Genomic DNA, 18,234 nt, shown 5'->3' with positions numbered 1-18,234 from the left:
GATAAATATGGCCAAAGTGTGTGACCGCAATTCGCCCCGAAATGGCGCGGCCGTGCCCCAGCAAGTGGCTTCAGGGGCGGAACTGGCTGGGTGCGACGCCGCTCCAGCGGACAAAGGCGTGACGGAAACTCGCGGTTTCGCTGAAGCCCAGCGCCTCGGCAATTCGGTAAATGGGCAGCTCATCCTCGCCCAGCAATCGCTTGGCCCGCTCGAAGCGTAGCTCGTCCAGCAACTCCTGATAGCTGCAGCCCAAGTCATGCAGGTGCCGGCGTAGCGTGCGCGGGGAGCAGTTCATCTGCTCGGCCAGGCCGTCGAGGCCCGGCGCGGCGCTGAGTTGGCTGGCGAGCAGGTGGCGAATCTTGCCCAGCCAGGCCTGGCGCCCGGTGAACTCGGTGTTTTGCTTGCGGCAGCGCTCGGCCATGGCCTGGTGGGTGACGGCGTCGGCTAATGGCAGGGGCTGGTCCAGCCAGCTTCGGTCGAAGGCAAACGCGTTGGCGATGGCGCCGAATTGCAGCGGGCAGGCAAAGATTTCGGCGTACCGTGCGCGGTAATCCGGGGCGTCGTGTTCAAAGCGCGCCCCCAGCAGCGGCAGGGCATGCCCCAGCAGGTCGTCGCAGATCACCTTCAACGAGGCCAGGCAGAGTTCGACGTTGAACGTTTCCAGCGCCGGATTTTCCCGGTAATCCGCGGCGCTGAACCAGATGCGCGTGCCGTCTTCCTCAAGGTCCAGCTCGAAAAGTGTTCCCAGCAGCGCCGGATACCGCAGCGCCAGGCGCAAAGCGTCACCGAAGGTGGCACTGGTGAGCAGTGCGTAACCGAGCATGCCATAGGAAGAAACGTGCATTTGCCGGCCCAGCTCCAGGCCGATATCCCGGCGCAGGGCCACGGCGTTGGCGCACACGCGCATCTCCTGGTTGGTGGTGATGCGGGTGTCGGCGCGGCTCAAGTCCGCCGCGCAAATACCGCTGCCGGCCAGCAAGGCCTCGGCGGGTTGGCCTTCGGCCTTGAAGGTATTGAGCACCAACGAGACGGCATTGAGGGTGGTGAGGTGGGAGTGCAACATGGGTGCTTCCAGCCAGGGGATGGCTGGAAGAGGAGCAAGTTATATGCCGGTCAGCTCAGTTCGCCGCACAGGTCGAGTTCGACCAGGCGGCGGATTTCGGCGGTGTCCAGCCCGGCGCCGATCAACGCATTGAGCTTGCCGAACGCGGCTTCACGGGTCATCCCGCCACCTGACAACACCCCGACGCCCCGCAAGCGGCTGCCGGCCTCGTACACGTCCAGCTCCACACCGCCTTCATGGCATTGGGTGATTGCCACCACGACCACGCCGTTATCCTGCGCGCGCTGCAGGCTGGCGAGGAACTGTGGGTTGTCGCTCGGCCCGGTGCCGCTGCCGAAGCATTCCAGCACCAGCGCCTGGATGCCGCTGTCGATCAACGCGTCCAATTGCGCGGCGGCGATGCCCGGCACCAGTGGCAGCACACCCACATTGACCAGCGCCTTGGGCTGGCGGTAATGCAGCGCCGCCGGAATCATGTCCGCCTTGGCGACGCCGCCGTTACGCTGCAATGCGGCAAACGGATGGCGACCAAAACTGCGGATCTTCGCGCAACGGGTCGGGGCCATCAGTGCACCGTGGAAGTACAGTTGCACGCCCGGCGCCAGGCCAGCGCCCAGGGCTGCCAGCGCGCCGCTGACGTTTTCCCAGGCATCGCTGTCGGGCACACCGGCCGGCAGCATCGAGCCGGTAAACAGCACCGGCGCGGGCAGGCCCAGCAGTTGGAAACTCATGGCCGCAGCGCTGTAGGCCAGGGTGTCGGTGCCGTGCAGCACCAGTACGGCGTCGCAACCCTCGTCCACCGCCTCGATCACGGCGACGCGCAGGCGCTGCCAATAGGCGGGGGTCATGTTCGCACTGTCGATCAGCGGGGACATTTCCCGAAAGCGCCAGGCTGGCATATTCAGTTGGGCGAGGGCTTCGCTCATGCGCGCTTCAAACCCCGAAGCGGGGGCCAGGCCGTTGGCGCTGGCCTGCATGCCGATGGTGCCGCCGGTGTAGAGCACCATGACGTTGTTGGCTGGTTGCATTGAAGAATCTCCTGAACGAAAAACGCCGCCGGGCCCAGAGCATGCCCAAGGCCGGGCGGCGTGTCATCTATCTAGGTTTAGCGTTGCGCTTGAGCGTTAAGTTCTGCCGTCGCTTGAGCGGCTGGCTCAGGCTTCACCGGATTTGCCGGCCAGGCCTTGCGGTCCAGGTCCAGGTCCGGGAACTTGCTGGAATCAAACACCGGGGTCTTGATGCCCGCAGCACGCTGGCCGTCGTAGTCATTCAGGATGCGCATGGCGATCTTGAACAGGAACGCCAGGGCGAACAGGTTGACGAACGCCAGCATGGTCATGGTGATGTCGGCGAAAGCAAACACGGTGCTCAGGTTCTCGATGGAACCCCAGAAAATCAGCACCAGCACCAGCGCGCGGTAGCCCATCAGCACCTTGCGGTTGTCGCCCACGATGAAGCGCAGGTTGCTCTCGCCGAGGTAGTAGTTGTACATGATCGAGGTGAACACGAACAACGCCAGGGCCACCGAGATGAACATCCGGCCCCAGTCACCCACCACCGCCGCCAGGGAGTTCTGGGTCAGGGCAATGCCGTCGCCTTCAAAGCCCGGGGTGTAGAAGCCCGAGAGCAGGATCAGCAGCGCGGTGCAGGTGCAGATGACGAAGGTGTCGAGGAATACGCTGAACGCCTGAACCACGCCTTGGGCGATCGGGTGTTCAACCGAGGCGACTGCCGCCACGTTAGGCGCACTGCCCAGGCCGGCTTCGTTGGCGAACACGCCGCGTTTCACACCCATGATGATCGCGCTGCCCACCAGGCCACCGAAGGCCTGGTCGAGGCCGAAAGCGCTCTTGACGATGGTCGCGAGCATGGCCGGCACGTGGTCGAATTGCAGCACGATCACGTACAGGGTCACCGCGATGTAGACCAGGGTCTTGACCGGCACCAGCAGGTCGGCGATCGAGGCGATACGCTTGATCCCGCCGATGAACACCAGGCCCAGCAGCACCGCCAGGGCCAGGCCGGTGTAGGTGGTGTCGAGGCCAAATGCATTGTTCAGCGAGTGGGTGACGGCGTGGGCTTGCAGGCCATTGAAGGCGAAGCCGAAAGTCACCAGCAGCAGGAACGCCATCACCATGCCCAGCCAGCGTTTGTGCAGGCCGTGCTGGATGTAATACGCCGGGCCACCACGGTAGGTGCCTTCAGCGTCGGTGCGTTTGTACAGTTGGCCGAGGGAGCACTCGATAAAGCTCGAAGACATGCCCACCAGTGCGGTGACCCACATCCAGAACACGGCGCCCGGACCACCCAGGGTCACGGCAATGCCGACGCCTGCGATGTTGCCGGCACCCACGCGCCCGGCGAGGCTGAGCATCAGCGCCTGGAACGAACTGAGCTGGCCGGCGCTGCTTTTCAGGCTGTCGCGAAACACCGAAAACATGTGGAAAAAGTGACGCAACTGAACGAAACGCGAGCGGATCGTGAAGTAACCACCGAGCCCGACAATGAGCACGATCAATACTTTCCCTGAGAGGAAGTCGTTGATGACTTCTAGCATGGAGTGTTCCTCGCTGATTTTTCTAATGGCAAACGCAGGACGGTCCGACGCATCGCTCGGCACCAGGCAGTGCACGACGCTTCGACCCCAATCCTTTTGCGGGTGTTGTTATTCATGCGGTTTCGCGCTTCCCAGGGTCTCGTTACCGACGACCGCTGACGCGAAGAGGGGCGGCACTATACCTAGGAGTGGGTGATCCGTCTGCACGAGGCGATTAAAGGTTTCAGCCAAGGCGTTACGGGCAAGGCGGGTTTGTTGGGCGATCTTGGAGTTTTTATTGGCGTCATTTCACAACCTTGAGGCAAAAAAAAGGGCCTGAAGAACGAGCCTTCAGGCCCTCAAAAGGTGAGAGGTGTCTAGTCCCTCAACCTGGTGAGCGGTGCAACAAACGCTTAGGCCTTCAAGGGGACCAAACGTGGGGCAATCATGTTTTCGGGGCGCAGGATGTCGTCGAGCATGGCGTCGTCGAGCAAGCCTTCTTCGCGCACCAGTTCCAGCACGCCGCGGCCGCTTTCAAGGGCGATACGGGCGATGCGGGTGGCGTTTTCATAGCCGATGTACGGGTTCAGCGCGGTGACCAGGCCGATGGAGTGTTCCACCAACTCGCGGCAGCGGGCTTCGTTGGCAGTGATGCCGACGATGCAGTGCTCGCGCAGCATGTCCATGGCGCGTTGCAGCAGGCGGATCGAGTCGAAGATCTTGTAGGCGATCAGCGGCTCCATCACGTTCAGTTGCAGCTGGCCGCCTTCGGCCGCGATGGTCAGCGCCAAATCGTTACCGATGATTTGGAACGCCACCTGGTTCACGGCTTCCGGGATCACCGGGTTGACCTTGCCGGGCATGATCGAGCTGCCTGGCTGACGCGCCGGCAGGTTGATTTCGTTGATGCCGGTGCGTGGGCCGCTGGACAGCAGGCGCAGGTCGTTGCAGATCTTCGACAGCTTCACCGCGGTACGCTTGAGCATGCCGGAGAACAGCACGAAAGCGCCCATGTCGGAGGTGGCTTCGATCAGGTCGGCAGCCGGTACCAGCGGCTGGCCGCTGATGGTCGCCAGGCGCTGGACGGCCAGGGCCTGGTAACGCGGGTCGGCGTTGATGCCGGTACCGATGGCGGTGCCGCCCAGGTTCACTTCGGTCAGCAGCTCAGGCGCCAGGGTCTTCAGGCGGGCCAGGTCTTCACCGAGGGTGGTGGCGAAGGCACGGAATTCCTGGCCGAGGGTCATCGGCACGGCGTCTTGCAGCTGGGTACGGCCCATTTTCAGGACGTGGCTGAATTCTTCACCCTTGGCAGCGAACGCCTGGATCAGGCTGTCGAGGCTGGCCAACAGCGCGTCGTGGCCCAGCAGCAGACCCAGGCGGATCGCGGTCGGGTAGGCGTCGTTGGTCGACTGCGCCATGTTCACGTCGTTGTTGGGGTGCAGGTATTGGTATTCGCCCTTGCTGTGACCCATGGCCTCCAGCGCGATGTTGGCGATGACTTCGTTGGCATTCATGTTGGTTGAAGTGCCAGCGCCGCCTTGAATCATGTCCACCACGAACTCTTCGTGGAAATCGCCGCGGATCAGACGGGCACAGGCTTCGCTGATGGCAGCGTGCTTGGCTTCGCTGAGTTGGCCCAGCTCGCGGTTGGCGTCAGCAGCTGCCTGCTTGACCATTGCCAGGCCGACCACCAATTTCGGGTAATGCGAAATCGGAACGCCCGAGAGACGGAAGTTGTTCACCGCTCGCAGGGTCTGGATGCCGTAATACGCTTGAGCGGGTACTTCGAGTACGCCAAGCAGGTCTTTTTCTGTGCGGAAAGATGCAGCGGAGGACATGACGGAAATCATCTCGATATGGACCCGGGCTAGGCCGGAACGCTGTGAATGCTAGGCTTGCAGGAGATTTTGGGCCAATGCTGTTAAACACTGGCCTATGCATAAACGGCATAATGTCGGTGTGACCCCGTTACCATGACGGACGTGTGTGCCAAAATGGTGCGTGCCCCGGGAGGATGTGATGAACCTTGAAAGCAAATGGCTGGAAGACTTTAGCGCCCTGGCTGCCACCCGCAGCTTCTCCCAGGCGGCTGAGCGGCGCTTCGTCACCCAGCCGGCGTTCAGTCGGCGCATCCGCAGCCTGGAGGCGGCGCTGGGGCTGACCCTGGTCAATCGCTCGCGCACGCCGGTCGAACTGACGGCGGCGGGGCAGTTGTTCCTGGTCACCGCGCGGACCGTGGTCGAGCAGCTCGGCGAGGTGCTGCGCCACCTGCATCACCTGGAAGGCGGGCAGGGTGAAGTCATGCAAGTGGCGGCGGCGCACTCCCTGGCCCTGGGTTTCTTCCCGCGCTGGATCGCGCAGTTGCGAAACGAAGGGCTGAACATCGCCACGCGGTTGGTCGCCACCAACGTGGGCGACGCCGTGCATGCGCTGCGTGAAGGCGGTTGCGATTTGATGCTGGCGTTCTACGACCCGGATGCGGCGATGCAGATGGACCCGGAGATCTTCCCGTCGCTGCACCTGGGCAACACCGAGATGCTGCCGGTGTGCGCCGCCGATGCCGACGGCAAGCCGCTGTTCGACCTGGAAGGCGAGGGCAGCGTGCCGCTGCTGGCCTACAGCGCCGGAGCTTTCCTGGGGCGCTCGGTAAACCTGCTGCTGCGCCAGCGGGCGCTGCGCTTTACCACGATTTACGAAACGGCCATGGCCGACAGCCTGAAAAGCATGGCCCTTGAGGGCTTGGGCATTGCCTGGGTGCCGCAGTTGAGCGTGCGCGCCGAGCTGGCCCGGGGTGAGCTGGTGGTGTGCGGCGGCCCGCAATGGCATGTGCCGCTGGAGATCCGGTTGTATCGCTGTGCGTTGGTGCGCAAGGCGAACGTGCGGTTGTTGTGGCGCAAGCTGGAAGGCGGCGCGGCGCAGAATACCTGAGCCCACACAGATCAAATGTGGGAGCGGGCTTGCTCGCGAAAGCGTAGTGTCAGTCAACCCATCGGTGGCTGATCCACCGCATTCGCGAGCAAGCCCGCTCCCACATTAGTTTTCTGGTGTGTTCGCTGACCTGGAAGTCAATAAAACCGCCTGTTTGAGGTGTAAGACAGATGGTCATTCCAGGGGCTGTTTATCTGCGTTATTACGGTATACTGCGCGGCCTTCGGCCGGTCCAACCGGCCTTAATTCGTACAACAAGCCACGCTGGATTTCCCGCGTGGCTTGTTGTTTTTTGACGCGCCTGCGGGCGCCCAGAGAGAAGAGGCACGACGATGAGTGCATTGGTTGGCGTGATCATGGGCTCCAAGTCCGATTGGTCCACCCTTAGCCACACCGCCGATATGCTGGAAAAACTCGGCATTCCCTACGAAGTGAAGGTGGTTTCCGCCCACCGCACTCCGGATTTGCTGTTCCAGTATGCCGATGAAGCAGAATCCCGTGGCATCGAGGTAATCATCGCCGGTGCCGGCGGCGCAGCTCACCTGCCAGGCATGTGTGCAGCCAAGACTCACCTGCCAGTGCTGGGCGTACCGGTGCAGTCGTCGATGCTCTCGGGCGTGGATTCGCTGTTGTCCATCGTGCAGATGCCCGCCGGTATTCCGGTGGCCACCCTGGCGATCGGCAAGGCCGGCGCGATCAACGCTGCCTTGTTGTCCGCCAGCATCCTTGGCGCCAAGCACCCGCAGTTCCACGCGGCGCTGAAAAAATTCCGTGCTGAGCAGACAGACAGCGTCCTGGACAATCCAGACCCACGCATTGCCTGAGGTGGTTGATTGATGAAAATCGGTGTAATCGGTGGCGGCCAACTGGGCCGCATGCTGGCCCTGGCGGGTACGCCGCTGGGGATGAACTTCGCTTTCCTGGATCCGGCACCAGATGCCTGTGCAGCTGCCCTGGGTGAACACCTGCGTGCGGACTACAGCGACCCGGATCACCTGCGCCAACTGGCCGATGAAGTCGACCTGGTGACCTTCGAGTTCGAAAGCGTCCCGGCTGAAACCGTGGCCTTCCTGTCGCAGTTCGTGCCGGTATACCCGAGCGCCGAAGCCTTGCGCATCGCTCGTGACCGCTGGTTCGAGAAGAGCATGTTCAAGGACCTGGGCATCCCGACACCGGCTTTCGCCGACATCCAGTCCCAGGCTGACCTGGACGCCGCGGTCGCCTCCATCGGCCTGCCGGCCGTGTTGAAGACCCGCACCCTGGGTTACGACGGCAAGGGCCAGAAAGTCCTGCGCACCGCCGCCGACGTGGTCGGTACCTTCGCCGAACTGGGCAGCGTCGGCTGCCTGCTGGAAGGCTTCGTGCCGTTCACCGGTGAAGTCTCGCTGATTGCCGTGCGTGCCCGCGATGGCGAAACGCGTTTCTACCCGCTGGTGCACAACACCCACGACAGCGGCATCCTCAAGCTGTCCGTGGCCAGCACTGACCACCCGCTGCAGGCCCTGGCCGAAGATTATTCGAGCCGTGTGCTGAAGCAACTGGATTACGTCGGCGTGATGGCGTTCGAGTTCTTTGAAGTCGACGGTGGCCTCAAGGCCAACGAAATCGCCCCGCGCGTGCACAACTCCGGGCACTGGACCACCGAAGGCGCCGAGTGCAGCCAGTTCGAAAACCACCTGCGGGCGGTAGCGGGCTTGCCATTGGGCTCCACGGCAAAAGTCGGCGAGAGCGCCATGCTCAACTTCATCGGCGTGGTGCCGCCGGTTGATCGCGTGATCGCGATTGATGACTGCCATCTGCATCACTACGGCAAGGCGTTCAAGGCCGGGCGCAAGGTCGGCCACGCCAACCTGCGCTGCAAGGATCGCGCGACGCTGCAAGCGCAGATCCTCAAGGTCGAAGCGCTGATCGCCGAGCAATAACCCAAGGCCGGGCGGAACCATTGGTACCCGCCACCCTCTGATTGCAGGAAGCCAAAGTCTGACTAGGCTTTGACTGAATTCACTTCAATCAGAGGGAAATGCCATGGGTATCATTGGGACCATCTTTATCGGTTTGATCGTCGGCCTGCTGGCGCGTTTCCTGAAGCCAGGCGACGACAGCATGGGCTGGATCATGACCATCCTGCTGGGTATCGCCGGTTCGCTGGTTGCGACTTATGGTGGCCAGGCACTGGGCATCTATCAGGCGGGCCAGGGCGCAGGCTTCATTGGTGCGCTGGTGGGTGCCGTGGTGCTGCTGGTGATCTACGGTCTGCTGAAAAAGAAGTAATTTAGCGACCAGGCCCTCTGCGCTGCGCAGGCGCAGAGGGCTAGAATGCCGGCACTGTAATCCTTGCCGAGCCTCTCCATGCGCCGTCTTCTGTTATCCCTTCTTCTATGCACCGGGTTGGCCCACGCTGGCGAACTGCCGGAAACCGACTGGCTGGAACTGATGCCCAAGTCGGACCAGAAAGCCCTCGAAGAAATGCCGGAAATCGACCACAACTCCCCGGAAGCCCAAGGCACGTTCACCGCAAAGGGTGGCCTGAAGCAGAGCAAGGGTTTGCCGGCGGTTATGTATTCCACCAAGACGGTGGCTGCCATGAACGGCAAGAATATTCGCATTGGCGGCTACCCCGTGCCGCTGGAAACCGACGCCAAGGGCCGCAGCACGCTGTTCTTCCTGGTGCCTTATCCGGGCGCCTGCATCCACGTTCCGCCACCGCCGCCCAACCAGTTGGTGCTGGTGCGTTATCCCAAGGGCTTGAAGCTGGATGACATCTACACGCCGCTGTGGGTGACGGGCACGCTGAAGGTGGAGAAGGTCAACAATGACCTGGCCGATGCGGCGTATGCGTTGGATGCGGGGAAGGTGCGGGCGGTCAAGGAATCGGATCTCTGATCTGATGCAGAACCTAATGTGGGAGCGGGCTTGCTCGCGAATGCGGTGTGTCAGTCAGCACATGCACTAACTGGAACGCCGCATTAGCGAGCAAGCCCGCTCCCACATTTTTGATTGGGGTTACAGGGCGATATCGCTGATGCTCACGCCCAGGGTATGGCTTTCACCCGGCGCCAGCGTCACCACATCGTCCAGCACATTCGCGGTCTCGATGCACAACATGCCCTGCCAGCCGTCGTCGGCCATGTCACTGAAGGCCTTGGCACGTTCGGTCCACGGGTTCCAGATCACCGTCGAGCGCGAGCCTGTGCTGGTGAGCTGAACGCGGCGCTGCCAGTCTTTATCGACGATGTTCACTTGAGTCGGGGTGTCGAGGTAGATGCGGTCGGTCTCGGCGGTGAAGTGCAGCAGCCCGGATTGCTGCTTTGGGGTCCAGCCGTCGGCCGTATCGATATAGTCCCGCCCGTCCAGGCCGTCGACCTGCACGTTGCGTACATCGCTGACCGCAAAATAGCTGTGCAGCGCCTGGCTGAGGCTGACGGTCTCGGCGCCGTGGTTGTGGCTGGTCAGGCGGATGTGCAGTTGATCATCCAGCAGGATGCTCATCTTCAGGTCGACCTGATGCGGCCAACCCGGGAAGCCACCTTCAGGCACCGGCAGTTCCAGCTCAACCCTCAGCGCTGTGCCTTCAGCCTCAACGCCAGCCAACGTCCAGTCAGCGGTCCGCACGAAACCATGGGCACCGGCCGGCTCGGCGCCCTGGTACATGGCCTTGACGCTCTGCGGGTTGCGGTCGAACACACCAAACCACGGCCAGCACACCGGCACGCCGGTACGAATGCCTTTGCCTTTCTTGAACAGCACCTGATCGTTGGGCCAGATCAGCGGCTTCTCGCCGGTGCGCTGGTAACTCACGATGTGCGCGCCTTGCTGGGCCACCACCAATTCGGCGCCGTTGTGGCGGATGCGCCAAGCGTTCAGCTCATCCAGTTTTACGGTTTCAACGTTGGGCGTAGACATAGGCGCGCGCTCTCAATGGCAGACAATGGGGCAATGGACCGTCAAAACGTCGCGATGTTTAACGCGCCCGCGACGGAACCGAGCGGGTGCGGCCGCTGCCATCGATGGCAACGAACACAAACACCGCCTCGGTGACTTTGCGCCATTCGCTGGACAGCGGGTCGTCGCTCCACACTTCGACCATCATCTGGATCGAGCTGCGGCCGATTTCCAGGGCCTGGGTATAGAAGGACAACTGTGCGCCGACGGCCACGGGCACCAGGAATGCCATGCGATCAATCGCCACGGTGGCTACGCGGCCACCGGCAACCTTGCTCGCCATGGCGGTGCCGGCCAGGTCCATCTGCGCGACCAGCCAGCCGCCGAAGATGTCGCCGAAACCGTTGGTTTCACGCGGGAGTGCGGTGATTTGCAGGGCGAGATCGCCTTGCGGGATAGGATCTTCTTGTTCGAGTTCGATCATGCCGGTGCCTCTGACCCGTGACGCTTCATGGGTATTTCAAGTGGATAGCCGTCTTCTGGAAAAACGTTTCAGCACCAACATACACCGCTCGATGCGTTTCTCGTAAGGCGTACTAAAGGGAAACTCTGCCAAATCGGCTGGTGTATAACCAACGGCGTTTTGGCACAGCAGCCCCTCAAGGATGCGGGTCTGGCGCTTGCAAGGGCCGAGTATATCGAGCCGTCGGCGCCACGACGACCTCCCTACGCTCATTTGGTCGGTAAATAGACGCTGTATCGCGGCTTTTTCCGGCAACTGTGCTCCTGCTCATATTAATTGCACGTCTGCTACGGAAATATTTCGCGGATCTGAACTGTTAACGGCTCAACGCTGTGCTTTTTCAAGCGATTTGCTATCTTGCCAAGCCTGCCGCAAGTCCCGGGCTTGCCGTCCTGACTACTATAAGAGAAGCCTTGCCATGTCCTCCGTGCCCGCAAGCAGTGCGCAACCGTCGCGCCCGCTGACCCGCAACGACTACAAAACCCTGTCGCTGTCTGCCTTGGGCGGGGCGCTGGAGTTCTACGACTTCATCATCTTCGTATTTTTTGCGACGGTAGTCGGGAAGCTGTTCTTCCCGGCGGACATGCCCGAATGGCTGCGCATGATGCAGACCTTCGGCATCTTCGCCGCCGGCTACCTGGCGCGGCCGTTGGGCGGGATCATCATGGCGCACTTCGGCGACCTGCTGGGGCGCAAGAAGATGTTCACCCTGAGCATCTTCATGATGGCCGTGCCGACCCTGATCATGGGCCTGCTGCCGACCTACGCGCAGATCGGCCTGTGGGCGCCGATCCTGTTGCTGCTGATGCGCGTGATCCAGGGCGCGGCGATTGGCGGTGAAGTGCCGGGCGCGTGGGTGTTCGTGTCCGAGCACGTGCCGCCCCGTCACATCGGTTATGCCTGCGGCACCCTGACCAGCGGCCTGACGGCCGGCATCCTGTTGGGTTCGCTGGTGGCCACCGCCATCAACACGCTCTACAGCCCGGAACAGGTGTCGGATTACGCCTGGCGCATTCCGTTCCTGCTGGGTGGCGTGTTCGGCCTGTTGTCGGTGTACTTGCGTCGCTGGCTGCACGAAACCCCGATCTTCGCCGAGATGCAGCAGCGCAAGACCCTGGCGGCCGAGCTGCCGTTGCGCGCGGTGTTGCGTGACCATCGTGGCGCCATCGTACTGTCGATGCTGTTGACCTGGCTGCTGTCGGCCGGTGTGGTCGTGGTTATCCTGATGACGCCGACCGTGCTGCAAACGATCTACCACTTCAGCCCAACGGTGGCGCTGCAGGCCAATAGCCTGGCCATCGTCACCCTGAGCCTGGGGTGTATCGCTTCCGGCGCCCTGGCCGACCGTTTTGGTGCCGGGCGCGTGCTGATCATCGGTTGTGCCTTGTTGCTGGCAACGTCCTGGACGCTCTATCACAGCCTGATGGCTCACCCGGACTGGCTGTTCCCGCTGTACGCCTTGACCGGCCTGTTTGTAGGCACCATCGGCGTGGTGCCCTATGTCATGGTGAAAGCGTTCCCGCCGGTGGTGCGTTTCAGCGGTTTGTCGTTCTCCTACAACGTCGCCTACGCCGTATTCGGTGGCCTGACGCCGTTAGCGGTGTCGCTGCTGATGAAGGAAAGCCCGATGGGCCCTGCTTACTACGTGGCGGCCCTGTGCGTGATGGGGATGGCGGTGGGTGGGTACCTGTGGAAGCGCGGGCGCTGACACGTTTTTGAAAACTGCCGGATAACCTTGTGGCGAGGGAGCTTGCTCCCGTTGAACTGCGCAGCCGTTCCATTCTGGGGGCTGCTACGCGACCCAGCGGGAGCAAGCTCCCTCGCCACAGATTTTGCCTTACAACGATTACAGATTGTTTCCACGAAATCGCTCCAACCTCCTCGCAAGCCCCGGATTTATTGGCGTTTCTCCTTCCTGTCAGCTTTTTCATAAATGCTGGCCTTTCATCTAATTGTCATATTCCAGACATAGAGTGTTCACACGGCCTACCGATACTTGGCCCCGATCCAACTATCCCTATCTGCTAGGAGCAAGGCATGAAACTGAAACGTTTGATGGCGGCAATGACTTTTGTCGCTGCTGGCGTTGCGACCGCTAACGCGGTAGCCGCTGGTGTTGACCCGGCGATTCCGGCTTACGTGAAGACCACTGGTGTGTCGGGCAACCTGTCCAGCGTTGGTTCCGATACCCTGGCAAACCTGATGACCCTGTGGGCTGAGGGTTACAAAAAGGAATACCCGAACGTCAACATCCAGATTCAGGCCGCCGGCTCCGCCACTGCACCTCCTGCGCTGACTGAAGGCACCTCCAACCTGGGCCCGATGAGCCGCAAGATGAAGGACACCGAACTGGCTGCCTTCGAGCAGAAGTACGGCTACAAGCCAACCGCGATCCCGGTTGCCGTGGATGCCCTGGCCGTGTTCGTGCACAAGGACAACCCGATCCAGCACCTGACCATGGAACAAGTCGACGCGATCTTCTCCTCGACTCGTCTGTGCGGCGCCAAGGCTGACGTCAAGACCTGGGGCGACCTGGGCGTGACCGGCGACCTGGCCAACAAGCCAGTGCAACTGTTCGGTCGCAACTCGGTATCCGGCACCTACGGCTACTTCAAGGAAGAAGCCCTGTGCAAAGGCGACTACAAGCCTAACGTGAACGAACAACCTGGTTCGGCGTCGGTTGTGCAGTCCATCAGCTCCTCGCTGAACGGCATCGGTTACTCGGGCATCGGTTACAAAACCGCCAGCGTGAAAACCGTGGCCCTGGCCAAGAAAGGCAGCACTGACTTCATCGAAGACAGTGAAGAAAACGCCCTGAACGGCAAATACCCGCTGTCGCGCTTCCTCTACGTCTACGTCAACAAAGCCCCGAACAAGCCTCTGGCCCCGCTGGAAGCCGAGTTCGTGAAGCTGGTTCTGTCCAAACAGGGCCAGGAAGTGGTAGTGAAAGACGGCTACATCCCGCTGCCAGCCAAAGTTGCCGCCAAGGCACTGGCTGACCTGGGCCTGAAAGAAGGTGGCAAATAAGCCGCCGGTAAACCTGCCTGGAACCGCGGTTTACCCACGGTTCAAGGCCCGGGCGGGGTCTGTAAGACCTGGACCTCGCCTCCCATTTTTTAATCCGCTGCCAGCCCTGCTACGCGGCGGATTTCTTGCGTCACTGCATTGTCATCTTTCTGTCATACAGGATCGCTAGGGTGTGCGCATGAATGATCTGGCCAATTCCACCATGACGACGACTTCTCCCCCCAAGCGCATTGATTTCAATACGCCTGAGCTGCAACGCAAGCGCCGCATCCGCGCGCTCAAGGATCGCCTGACCCGCTGGTACGTGCTGATTGGCGGCCTCGCCGTCCTGGGCGCGATCACCTTGATCTTCTTCTTCCTCGCCTACGTGGTCGCGCCGCTGTTCCACGGCGCCAACCTGACCAAGGAAGAGGCCCTCGCGCCTGCCTGGCTGCAGGACGCCGGCAAGCCGCTGATGATCTCCATGGAAGAACAGAACCAGGTCGCCATGCGGGTTTCCGACAAGGGCCAGGCGCTGTTCTTCAACGTTGACACGGGTGCCGAACTCAAGCGCGTTGACCTGCCGTTGCCTGCGGGCGTGACAGTCGCCTCCATTGGTGAAGACCAGCCCGGCAGCCCGCTGGTGATCCTCGGCCTGTCCAACGGCCAGTCCCTGGTTTTCCGTCACACCTATAAAGTGTCGTACCCGGACGGCAAGAAGACCATCTCGCCCGCCGTCGAATACCCTTACGGCGAAACACCGATCGTCCTCGACGAACAGGGCCGCTCCCTTGAGCATGTCGCCTTGAACGCGACCGACTCGACGCTGGTGGTGGCCGGTTCCAGTGGTGCCCATCTGAACGTGCTGTCCATCAGCCGTGAAGAAAACATGATGACCGAGGAAGTCACCACCGAGCAGAAACGCATCGAGCTGCCGCAAATGACCGAGCCGGTCAAAGCCATCTTCGTTGATCCGCGCCAGCAGTGGCTGTACGTGATCAACGGTCGCGCCCAGGCCGACGTTTTCAGCCTGCGGGACAACAGCCTCAACGGTCGCTACAAATTATTGGAAGACGGCGTGGCGCAAGTCACGGCCAGCACCCAACTGGTGGGCGGCATCTCGCTGATCATCGGTAACTCCAGCGGTGGCCTGGCGCAGTGGTTCATGGCCCGCGACCCGGACGGCGAACAACGCCTGAAGCAGATCCGTACCTTCCAGATGGGCACCGCGCCTATCGTTGAAATCACTGCTGAAGAACGTCGCAAAGGCTTCACCGCCCTCGACGCTTCCGGCAAGTTCGGCGTGTTCCACAGCACTGCCCACCGTACGTTGCTGGTGGACCAGGTGGTCGACGGCAACGGTATCTTCGGCATGTCGCCACGGGCCAACCGGGTGATCGTCGAGGCCGGCGGCAAGCTTCAACCGCTGCTGCTGGACAACCCGCACCCGGAAGTTTCCTGGAGCGCGCTGTGGAGCAAGGTCTGGTACGAAAACTACGACGAACCTAAATACGTCTGGCAATCGACCGCCGCCAACACCGATTTCGAACCCAAGATGAGCCTGGCGCCCCTGACCTTCGGTACCCTGAAGGCCGCGTTCTACGCCATGCTGCTGGCCGCACCACTGGCCGTTGCCGCTGCGATCTACACCGCTTACTTCATGGCCCCGAGCCTGCGCCGCAAGGTCAAGCCGGTGATCGAATTGATGGAAGCGATGCCGACGGTGATCCTCGGCTTCTTCGCCGGCCTGTTCCTGGCGCCGTATGTCGAAGGGCACCTGCCGGGGATTTTCAGCCTGCTGATGCTGCTGCCGATTGGCATCCTGGTGGCCGGCTTCGTCTTCAGCCGCCTGCCTGAGTCGATCCGCCTGCGGGTCCCGGATGGCTGGGAAAGCGCGATCCTGATCCCGGTCATCCTGTTTGTGGGCTGGCTCTCGTTGTACATGAGCCCGTACCTGGAAACCTGGTTCTTCGGCGGCGACATGCGCATGTGGATCTCCCACGACCTGGGCATCACCTACGACCAGCGCAACGCCCTGGTAGTCGGCCTGGCCATGGGTTTCGCGGTGATCCCGAACATCTACTCCATCGCCGAAGACGCCGTGTTCAGCGTGCCGCGCGGCCTGACCCTGGGCTCCCTGGCCCTGGGCGCCACGCCATGGCAGACCATGACCCGCGTCGTGATCCTGACCGCCAGCCCGGGCATCTTCTCGGCGCTGATGATCGGCATGGGCCGCGCGGTCGGTGAAACCATGATCGTGCTGATGGCCACCGGCAACACGCCGGTGATGGAGATGAACCTGTTTGAAGGCCTGCGCACCCTGGCAGCCAACGTCGCGGTGGAAATGCCCGAATCGGAAGTCGGCGGCAGCCACTACCGCGTGCTGTTCCTCTCGGCGCTGGTGCTGCTGCTGTTCACCTTCATCATGAACACCCTCGCCGAGCTGATTCGTCAGCGTCTGCGCAAGAAATACTCGTCGCTTTAAGAAAGGTAGAAGTCTGTGAAACAGAACTCCCTGAATGGATGGTTCAAGAGCGGCGCCCCGGGCGTCTGGATCAGCGGTGGCGCGGTGTCCATCGCGGTCATCATGACCATTGGTCTGCTGGCCGTGATTGCCGTGCGTGGCCTGGGCCACTTCTGGCCGGCCGACCTGATCCAGGCCAACTACAACGTGCCGGGCCAGGAAAATCACATCGTCGTCGGCGAAGTGGTGCAGAAAGAAGAAGTGCCCCGCGAGCGCCTGAAAAGCGCTGGCTTGCCGGTGCCGGACCAAGGCCCGGAGTTCATGACCCGCGAGCTGATCAAGGTCGGCAACCGTGACTTGAACGGCAATGACTTCACCTGGATCGTCGGCGAGTGGCTGACCAACCAGACCAAGCCGGTCGAGTTGATGGCCATCGAGCGTCGTGAGTGGGGCAACTTCTACGGCACCCTGGTCAACGTCAAGCAGGACGGCAAGGTGATCGCCGAAGGCGAGGCGGCCTGGCCGGAACTGCAAGCCCGCGTGGACCGCGTCAACAAGCTCGCGGCCCAGCTCAAGACCCTCGAGAAGTCCGACATCGGCGCCATCAACGCCGGCCTCGAACGCATCCGCCTGCACGGTCGCAAGCTGGAGCTGGAAGGCAAGCTGGACGCCACCGCCCAGGCCGACATGGACAGCGGCCGCGCCGAACTGAACAACCGCTACAAGGATATCGAAGCCCGCCTGGCCGACCTGCACACCCAGTTCAACCGCGACAGCCTGACCGCCCGCGATGCCAACGGCAAAGAAATCGAAATCGGCATTGGCAAGGTGGTGCACGCTTACCAGCCGAACGCCATGGGCTACATGACCAAGGTTGGTTTCTACTTCAGCAAGGTCTGGGAATTCCTCAGCGACGATCCACGGGAAGCCAACACCGAAGGCGGGATTTTCCCGGCGATCTTCGGCACCGTGATGATGACCCTGATCATGGCGATGATCGTGACCCCGTTCGGCGTGCTGGCGGCGGTGTACCTGCGTGAATACGCCAAGCAGAACACCCTGACGCGGATCATCCGCATCGCGGTGAACAACCTGGCCGGTGTACCCGCCATCGTTTACGGCGTGTTCGGCCTTGGCTTCTTTGTGTACGTACTGGGCGGCTCGGTTGACCGGCTGTTCTTCGCCGAAGCCTTGCCGGCACCGACCTTCGGTACGCCTGGCCTGCTCTGGGCGTCCCTGACCCTGGCGCTGCTGGCGGTACCGGTGGTGATCGTGGCCACTGAAGAAGGCCTGGCGCGGATTCCTCGCACCGTACGTGAAGGTTCTTTGGCACTGGGCGCGACCAAGGCGGAAACGCTGTGGAAGATCGTGCTGCCGATGGCCAGCCCGGCGATGATGACCGGCATGATCCTCGCCGTGGCCCGCGCCGCCGGTGAAGTGGCGCCGCTGATGCTGGTGGGTGTGGTGAAACTGGCGCCGTCGCTGCCGGTGGACGGCAACTACCCGTACCTGCACCTGGACCAGAAGATCATGCACCTGGGCTTCCATATCTATGACGTCGGCTTCCAGAGCCCCAACGTCGAAGCCGCGCGGCCGCTGGTGTACGCCACCGCCTTGCTGCTGGTGCTGGTGATCGCCACGCTCAACTTGTCGGCGGTGTGGATTCGTAACCACCTGCGCGAAAAATACAAAGCGCTGGACAGTTAATTGAAGTGAACGCGGACTAAATGTGGGAGCGGGCTTGCTCGCGAATGCGGTGTATCAGTCATACATGGGTCAACTGACCTGACGCCTTCGCGAGCAAGCCCGCTCCCACAAAACGAATTGGTAGC

Annotated in this window: 15 protein-coding genes; 9 read left to right on the top strand and 6 right to left on the bottom strand. The window is 61.9% G+C overall.

The genetic code is table 11. The features are described 5' to 3' along the window. Positions 1-70 precede the first annotated feature (70 nt). The 4 genes from HX801_RS16845 to aspA form a co-directional block, all read right to left on the bottom strand. Positions 71-1,063, bottom strand: a complete 993-nt coding sequence (locus HX801_RS16845; RefSeq protein WP_003213421.1) for an AraC family transcriptional regulator — start codon at positions 1,061-1,063, stop codon at positions 71-73. Positions 1,064-1,113: 50 nt separating this feature from the next. Further along, positions 1,114-2,091, bottom strand: coding sequence for an asparaginase (locus HX801_RS16840; protein ID WP_177022395.1), 978 nt, complete (start codon positions 2,089-2,091; stop codon positions 1,114-1,116). 77 nt (positions 2,092-2,168) lie between these two features. After that, complete coding sequence (locus HX801_RS16835; RefSeq protein WP_003213417.1) at positions 2,169-3,620, bottom strand: sodium:alanine symporter family protein; 1,452 nt, start codon at positions 3,618-3,620, stop codon at positions 2,169-2,171. Positions 3,621-4,012: 392 nt separating this feature from the next. Further along, positions 4,013-5,437, bottom strand: a complete 1,425-nt coding sequence (gene aspA, locus HX801_RS16830) for an aspartate ammonia-lyase (protein WP_003213415.1) — start codon at positions 5,435-5,437, stop codon at positions 4,013-4,015. A gap of 181 nt (positions 5,438-5,618) precedes the next feature. Here aspA and HX801_RS16825 point away from each other — a divergent pair, with 181 nt between their 5' ends. From HX801_RS16825 to HX801_RS16805, 5 genes are all read left to right on the top strand, one after another. Further along, positions 5,619-6,527, top strand: coding sequence for a LysR substrate-binding domain-containing protein (locus HX801_RS16825; protein WP_003213413.1), 909 nt, complete (start codon positions 5,619-5,621; stop codon positions 6,525-6,527). A gap of 332 nt (positions 6,528-6,859) precedes the next feature. After that, positions 6,860-7,351 (top strand): 5-(carboxyamino)imidazole ribonucleotide mutase, encoded by a 492-nt coding sequence (purE, locus tag HX801_RS16820; RefSeq protein WP_003213411.1) that lies wholly within the window; start codon positions 6,860-6,862, stop codon positions 7,349-7,351. A 12-nt stretch (positions 7,352-7,363) separates the two neighbouring features. Next, complete coding sequence (locus HX801_RS16815) at positions 7,364-8,449, top strand: 5-(carboxyamino)imidazole ribonucleotide synthase (RefSeq protein WP_102370181.1); 1,086 nt, start codon at positions 7,364-7,366, stop codon at positions 8,447-8,449. Between the two features lie 103 nt (positions 8,450-8,552). Next, complete coding sequence (locus HX801_RS16810; protein ID WP_003213408.1) at positions 8,553-8,798, top strand: GlsB/YeaQ/YmgE family stress response membrane protein; 246 nt, start codon at positions 8,553-8,555, stop codon at positions 8,796-8,798. Positions 8,799-8,876: 78 nt separating this feature from the next. Further along, a complete protein-coding gene (locus tag HX801_RS16805; protein WP_023659290.1) occupies positions 8,877-9,410 on the top strand; it encodes a DUF3299 domain-containing protein in 534 nt (177 codons plus the stop codon). Between the two features lie 120 nt (positions 9,411-9,530). On the opposite strand, the gene HX801_RS16800 is transcribed toward HX801_RS16805, so the two are convergent. Beyond that, positions 9,531-10,430, bottom strand: a complete 900-nt coding sequence (locus HX801_RS16800; protein WP_177022394.1) for a D-hexose-6-phosphate mutarotase — start codon at positions 10,428-10,430, stop codon at positions 9,531-9,533. A 58-nt stretch (positions 10,431-10,488) separates the two neighbouring features. Next, the gene (locus HX801_RS16795) at positions 10,489-10,893 is read right to left on the bottom strand and encodes an acyl-CoA thioesterase (protein WP_003176975.1); all 405 of its coding nucleotides are present in this window, start codon (positions 10,891-10,893) and stop codon (positions 10,489-10,491) included. Positions 10,894-11,350: 457 nt separating this feature from the next. Between HX801_RS16795 and HX801_RS16790 the strand changes: the two genes are divergently transcribed. The 4 genes from HX801_RS16790 to pstA all read left to right on the top strand — a co-directional run bounded on the left by HX801_RS16790 (position 11,351) and on the right by pstA (position 18,109). After that, a complete protein-coding gene (locus tag HX801_RS16790) occupies positions 11,351-12,640 on the top strand; it encodes an MFS transporter (RefSeq protein ID WP_003213403.1) in 1,290 nt (429 codons plus the stop codon). Positions 12,641-12,969: 329 nt separating this feature from the next. Further along, positions 12,970-13,959, top strand: a complete 990-nt coding sequence (locus tag HX801_RS16785) for a phosphate ABC transporter substrate-binding protein PstS (protein ID WP_003213401.1) — start codon at positions 12,970-12,972, stop codon at positions 13,957-13,959. 430 nt (positions 13,960-14,389) lie between these two features. Further along, positions 14,390-16,423: an ABC transporter permease subunit gene (locus HX801_RS16780; RefSeq protein ID WP_174717804.1), complete on the top strand. Its 2,034-nt coding sequence runs from the start codon at positions 14,390-14,392 to the stop codon at positions 16,421-16,423. A gap of 15 nt (positions 16,424-16,438) precedes the next feature. Beyond that, positions 16,439-18,109, top strand: a complete 1,671-nt coding sequence (gene pstA, locus HX801_RS16775) for a phosphate ABC transporter permease PstA (protein WP_008439475.1) — start codon at positions 16,439-16,441, stop codon at positions 18,107-18,109. Positions 18,110-18,234 lie beyond the last annotated feature (125 nt).

It is taken from the genome of Pseudomonas sp. G1002 (assembly GCF_013385455.1).
Taxonomy (GTDB): Bacteria; Pseudomonadota; Gammaproteobacteria; order Pseudomonadales; family Pseudomonadaceae; genus Aquipseudomonas.
This window is presented reverse-complemented; position numbering and strand designations above follow the sequence as displayed.

Coding starts and splice junctions, on each gene's coding strand:
- HX801_RS16815 (WP_102370181.1), top strand. CDS start 7,364: ATGAAAATCGGTGTAATCGGTGGCGGCCAACTGGGCCGCATGCTGGCC.
- HX801_RS16795 (WP_003176975.1), bottom strand. CDS start 10,893: ATGATCGAACTCGAACAAGAAGATCCTATCCCGCAAGGCGATCTCGCC.
- HX801_RS16805 (WP_023659290.1), top strand. CDS start 8,877: ATGCGCCGTCTTCTGTTATCCCTTCTTCTATGCACCGGGTTGGCCCAC.
- HX801_RS16845 (WP_003213421.1), bottom strand. CDS start 1,063: ATGTTGCACTCCCACCTCACCACCCTCAATGCCGTCTCGTTGGTGCTC.
- HX801_RS16840 (WP_177022395.1), bottom strand. CDS start 2,091: ATGCAACCAGCCAACAACGTCATGGTGCTCTACACCGGCGGCACCATC.
- HX801_RS16835 (WP_003213417.1), bottom strand. CDS start 3,620: ATGCTAGAAGTCATCAACGACTTCCTCTCAGGGAAAGTATTGATCGTG.
- purE (WP_003213411.1), top strand. CDS start 6,860: ATGAGTGCATTGGTTGGCGTGATCATGGGCTCCAAGTCCGATTGGTCC.
- HX801_RS16790 (WP_003213403.1), top strand. CDS start 11,351: ATGTCCTCCGTGCCCGCAAGCAGTGCGCAACCGTCGCGCCCGCTGACC.
- HX801_RS16800 (WP_177022394.1), bottom strand. CDS start 10,430: ATGTCTACGCCCAACGTTGAAACCGTAAAACTGGATGAGCTGAACGCT.
- HX801_RS16810 (WP_003213408.1), top strand. CDS start 8,553: ATGGGTATCATTGGGACCATCTTTATCGGTTTGATCGTCGGCCTGCTG.
- HX801_RS16825 (WP_003213413.1), top strand. CDS start 5,619: ATGAACCTTGAAAGCAAATGGCTGGAAGACTTTAGCGCCCTGGCTGCC.
- aspA (WP_003213415.1), bottom strand. CDS start 5,437: ATGTCCTCCGCTGCATCTTTCCGCACAGAAAAAGACCTGCTTGGCGTA.
- HX801_RS16785 (WP_003213401.1), top strand. CDS start 12,970: ATGAAACTGAAACGTTTGATGGCGGCAATGACTTTTGTCGCTGCTGGC.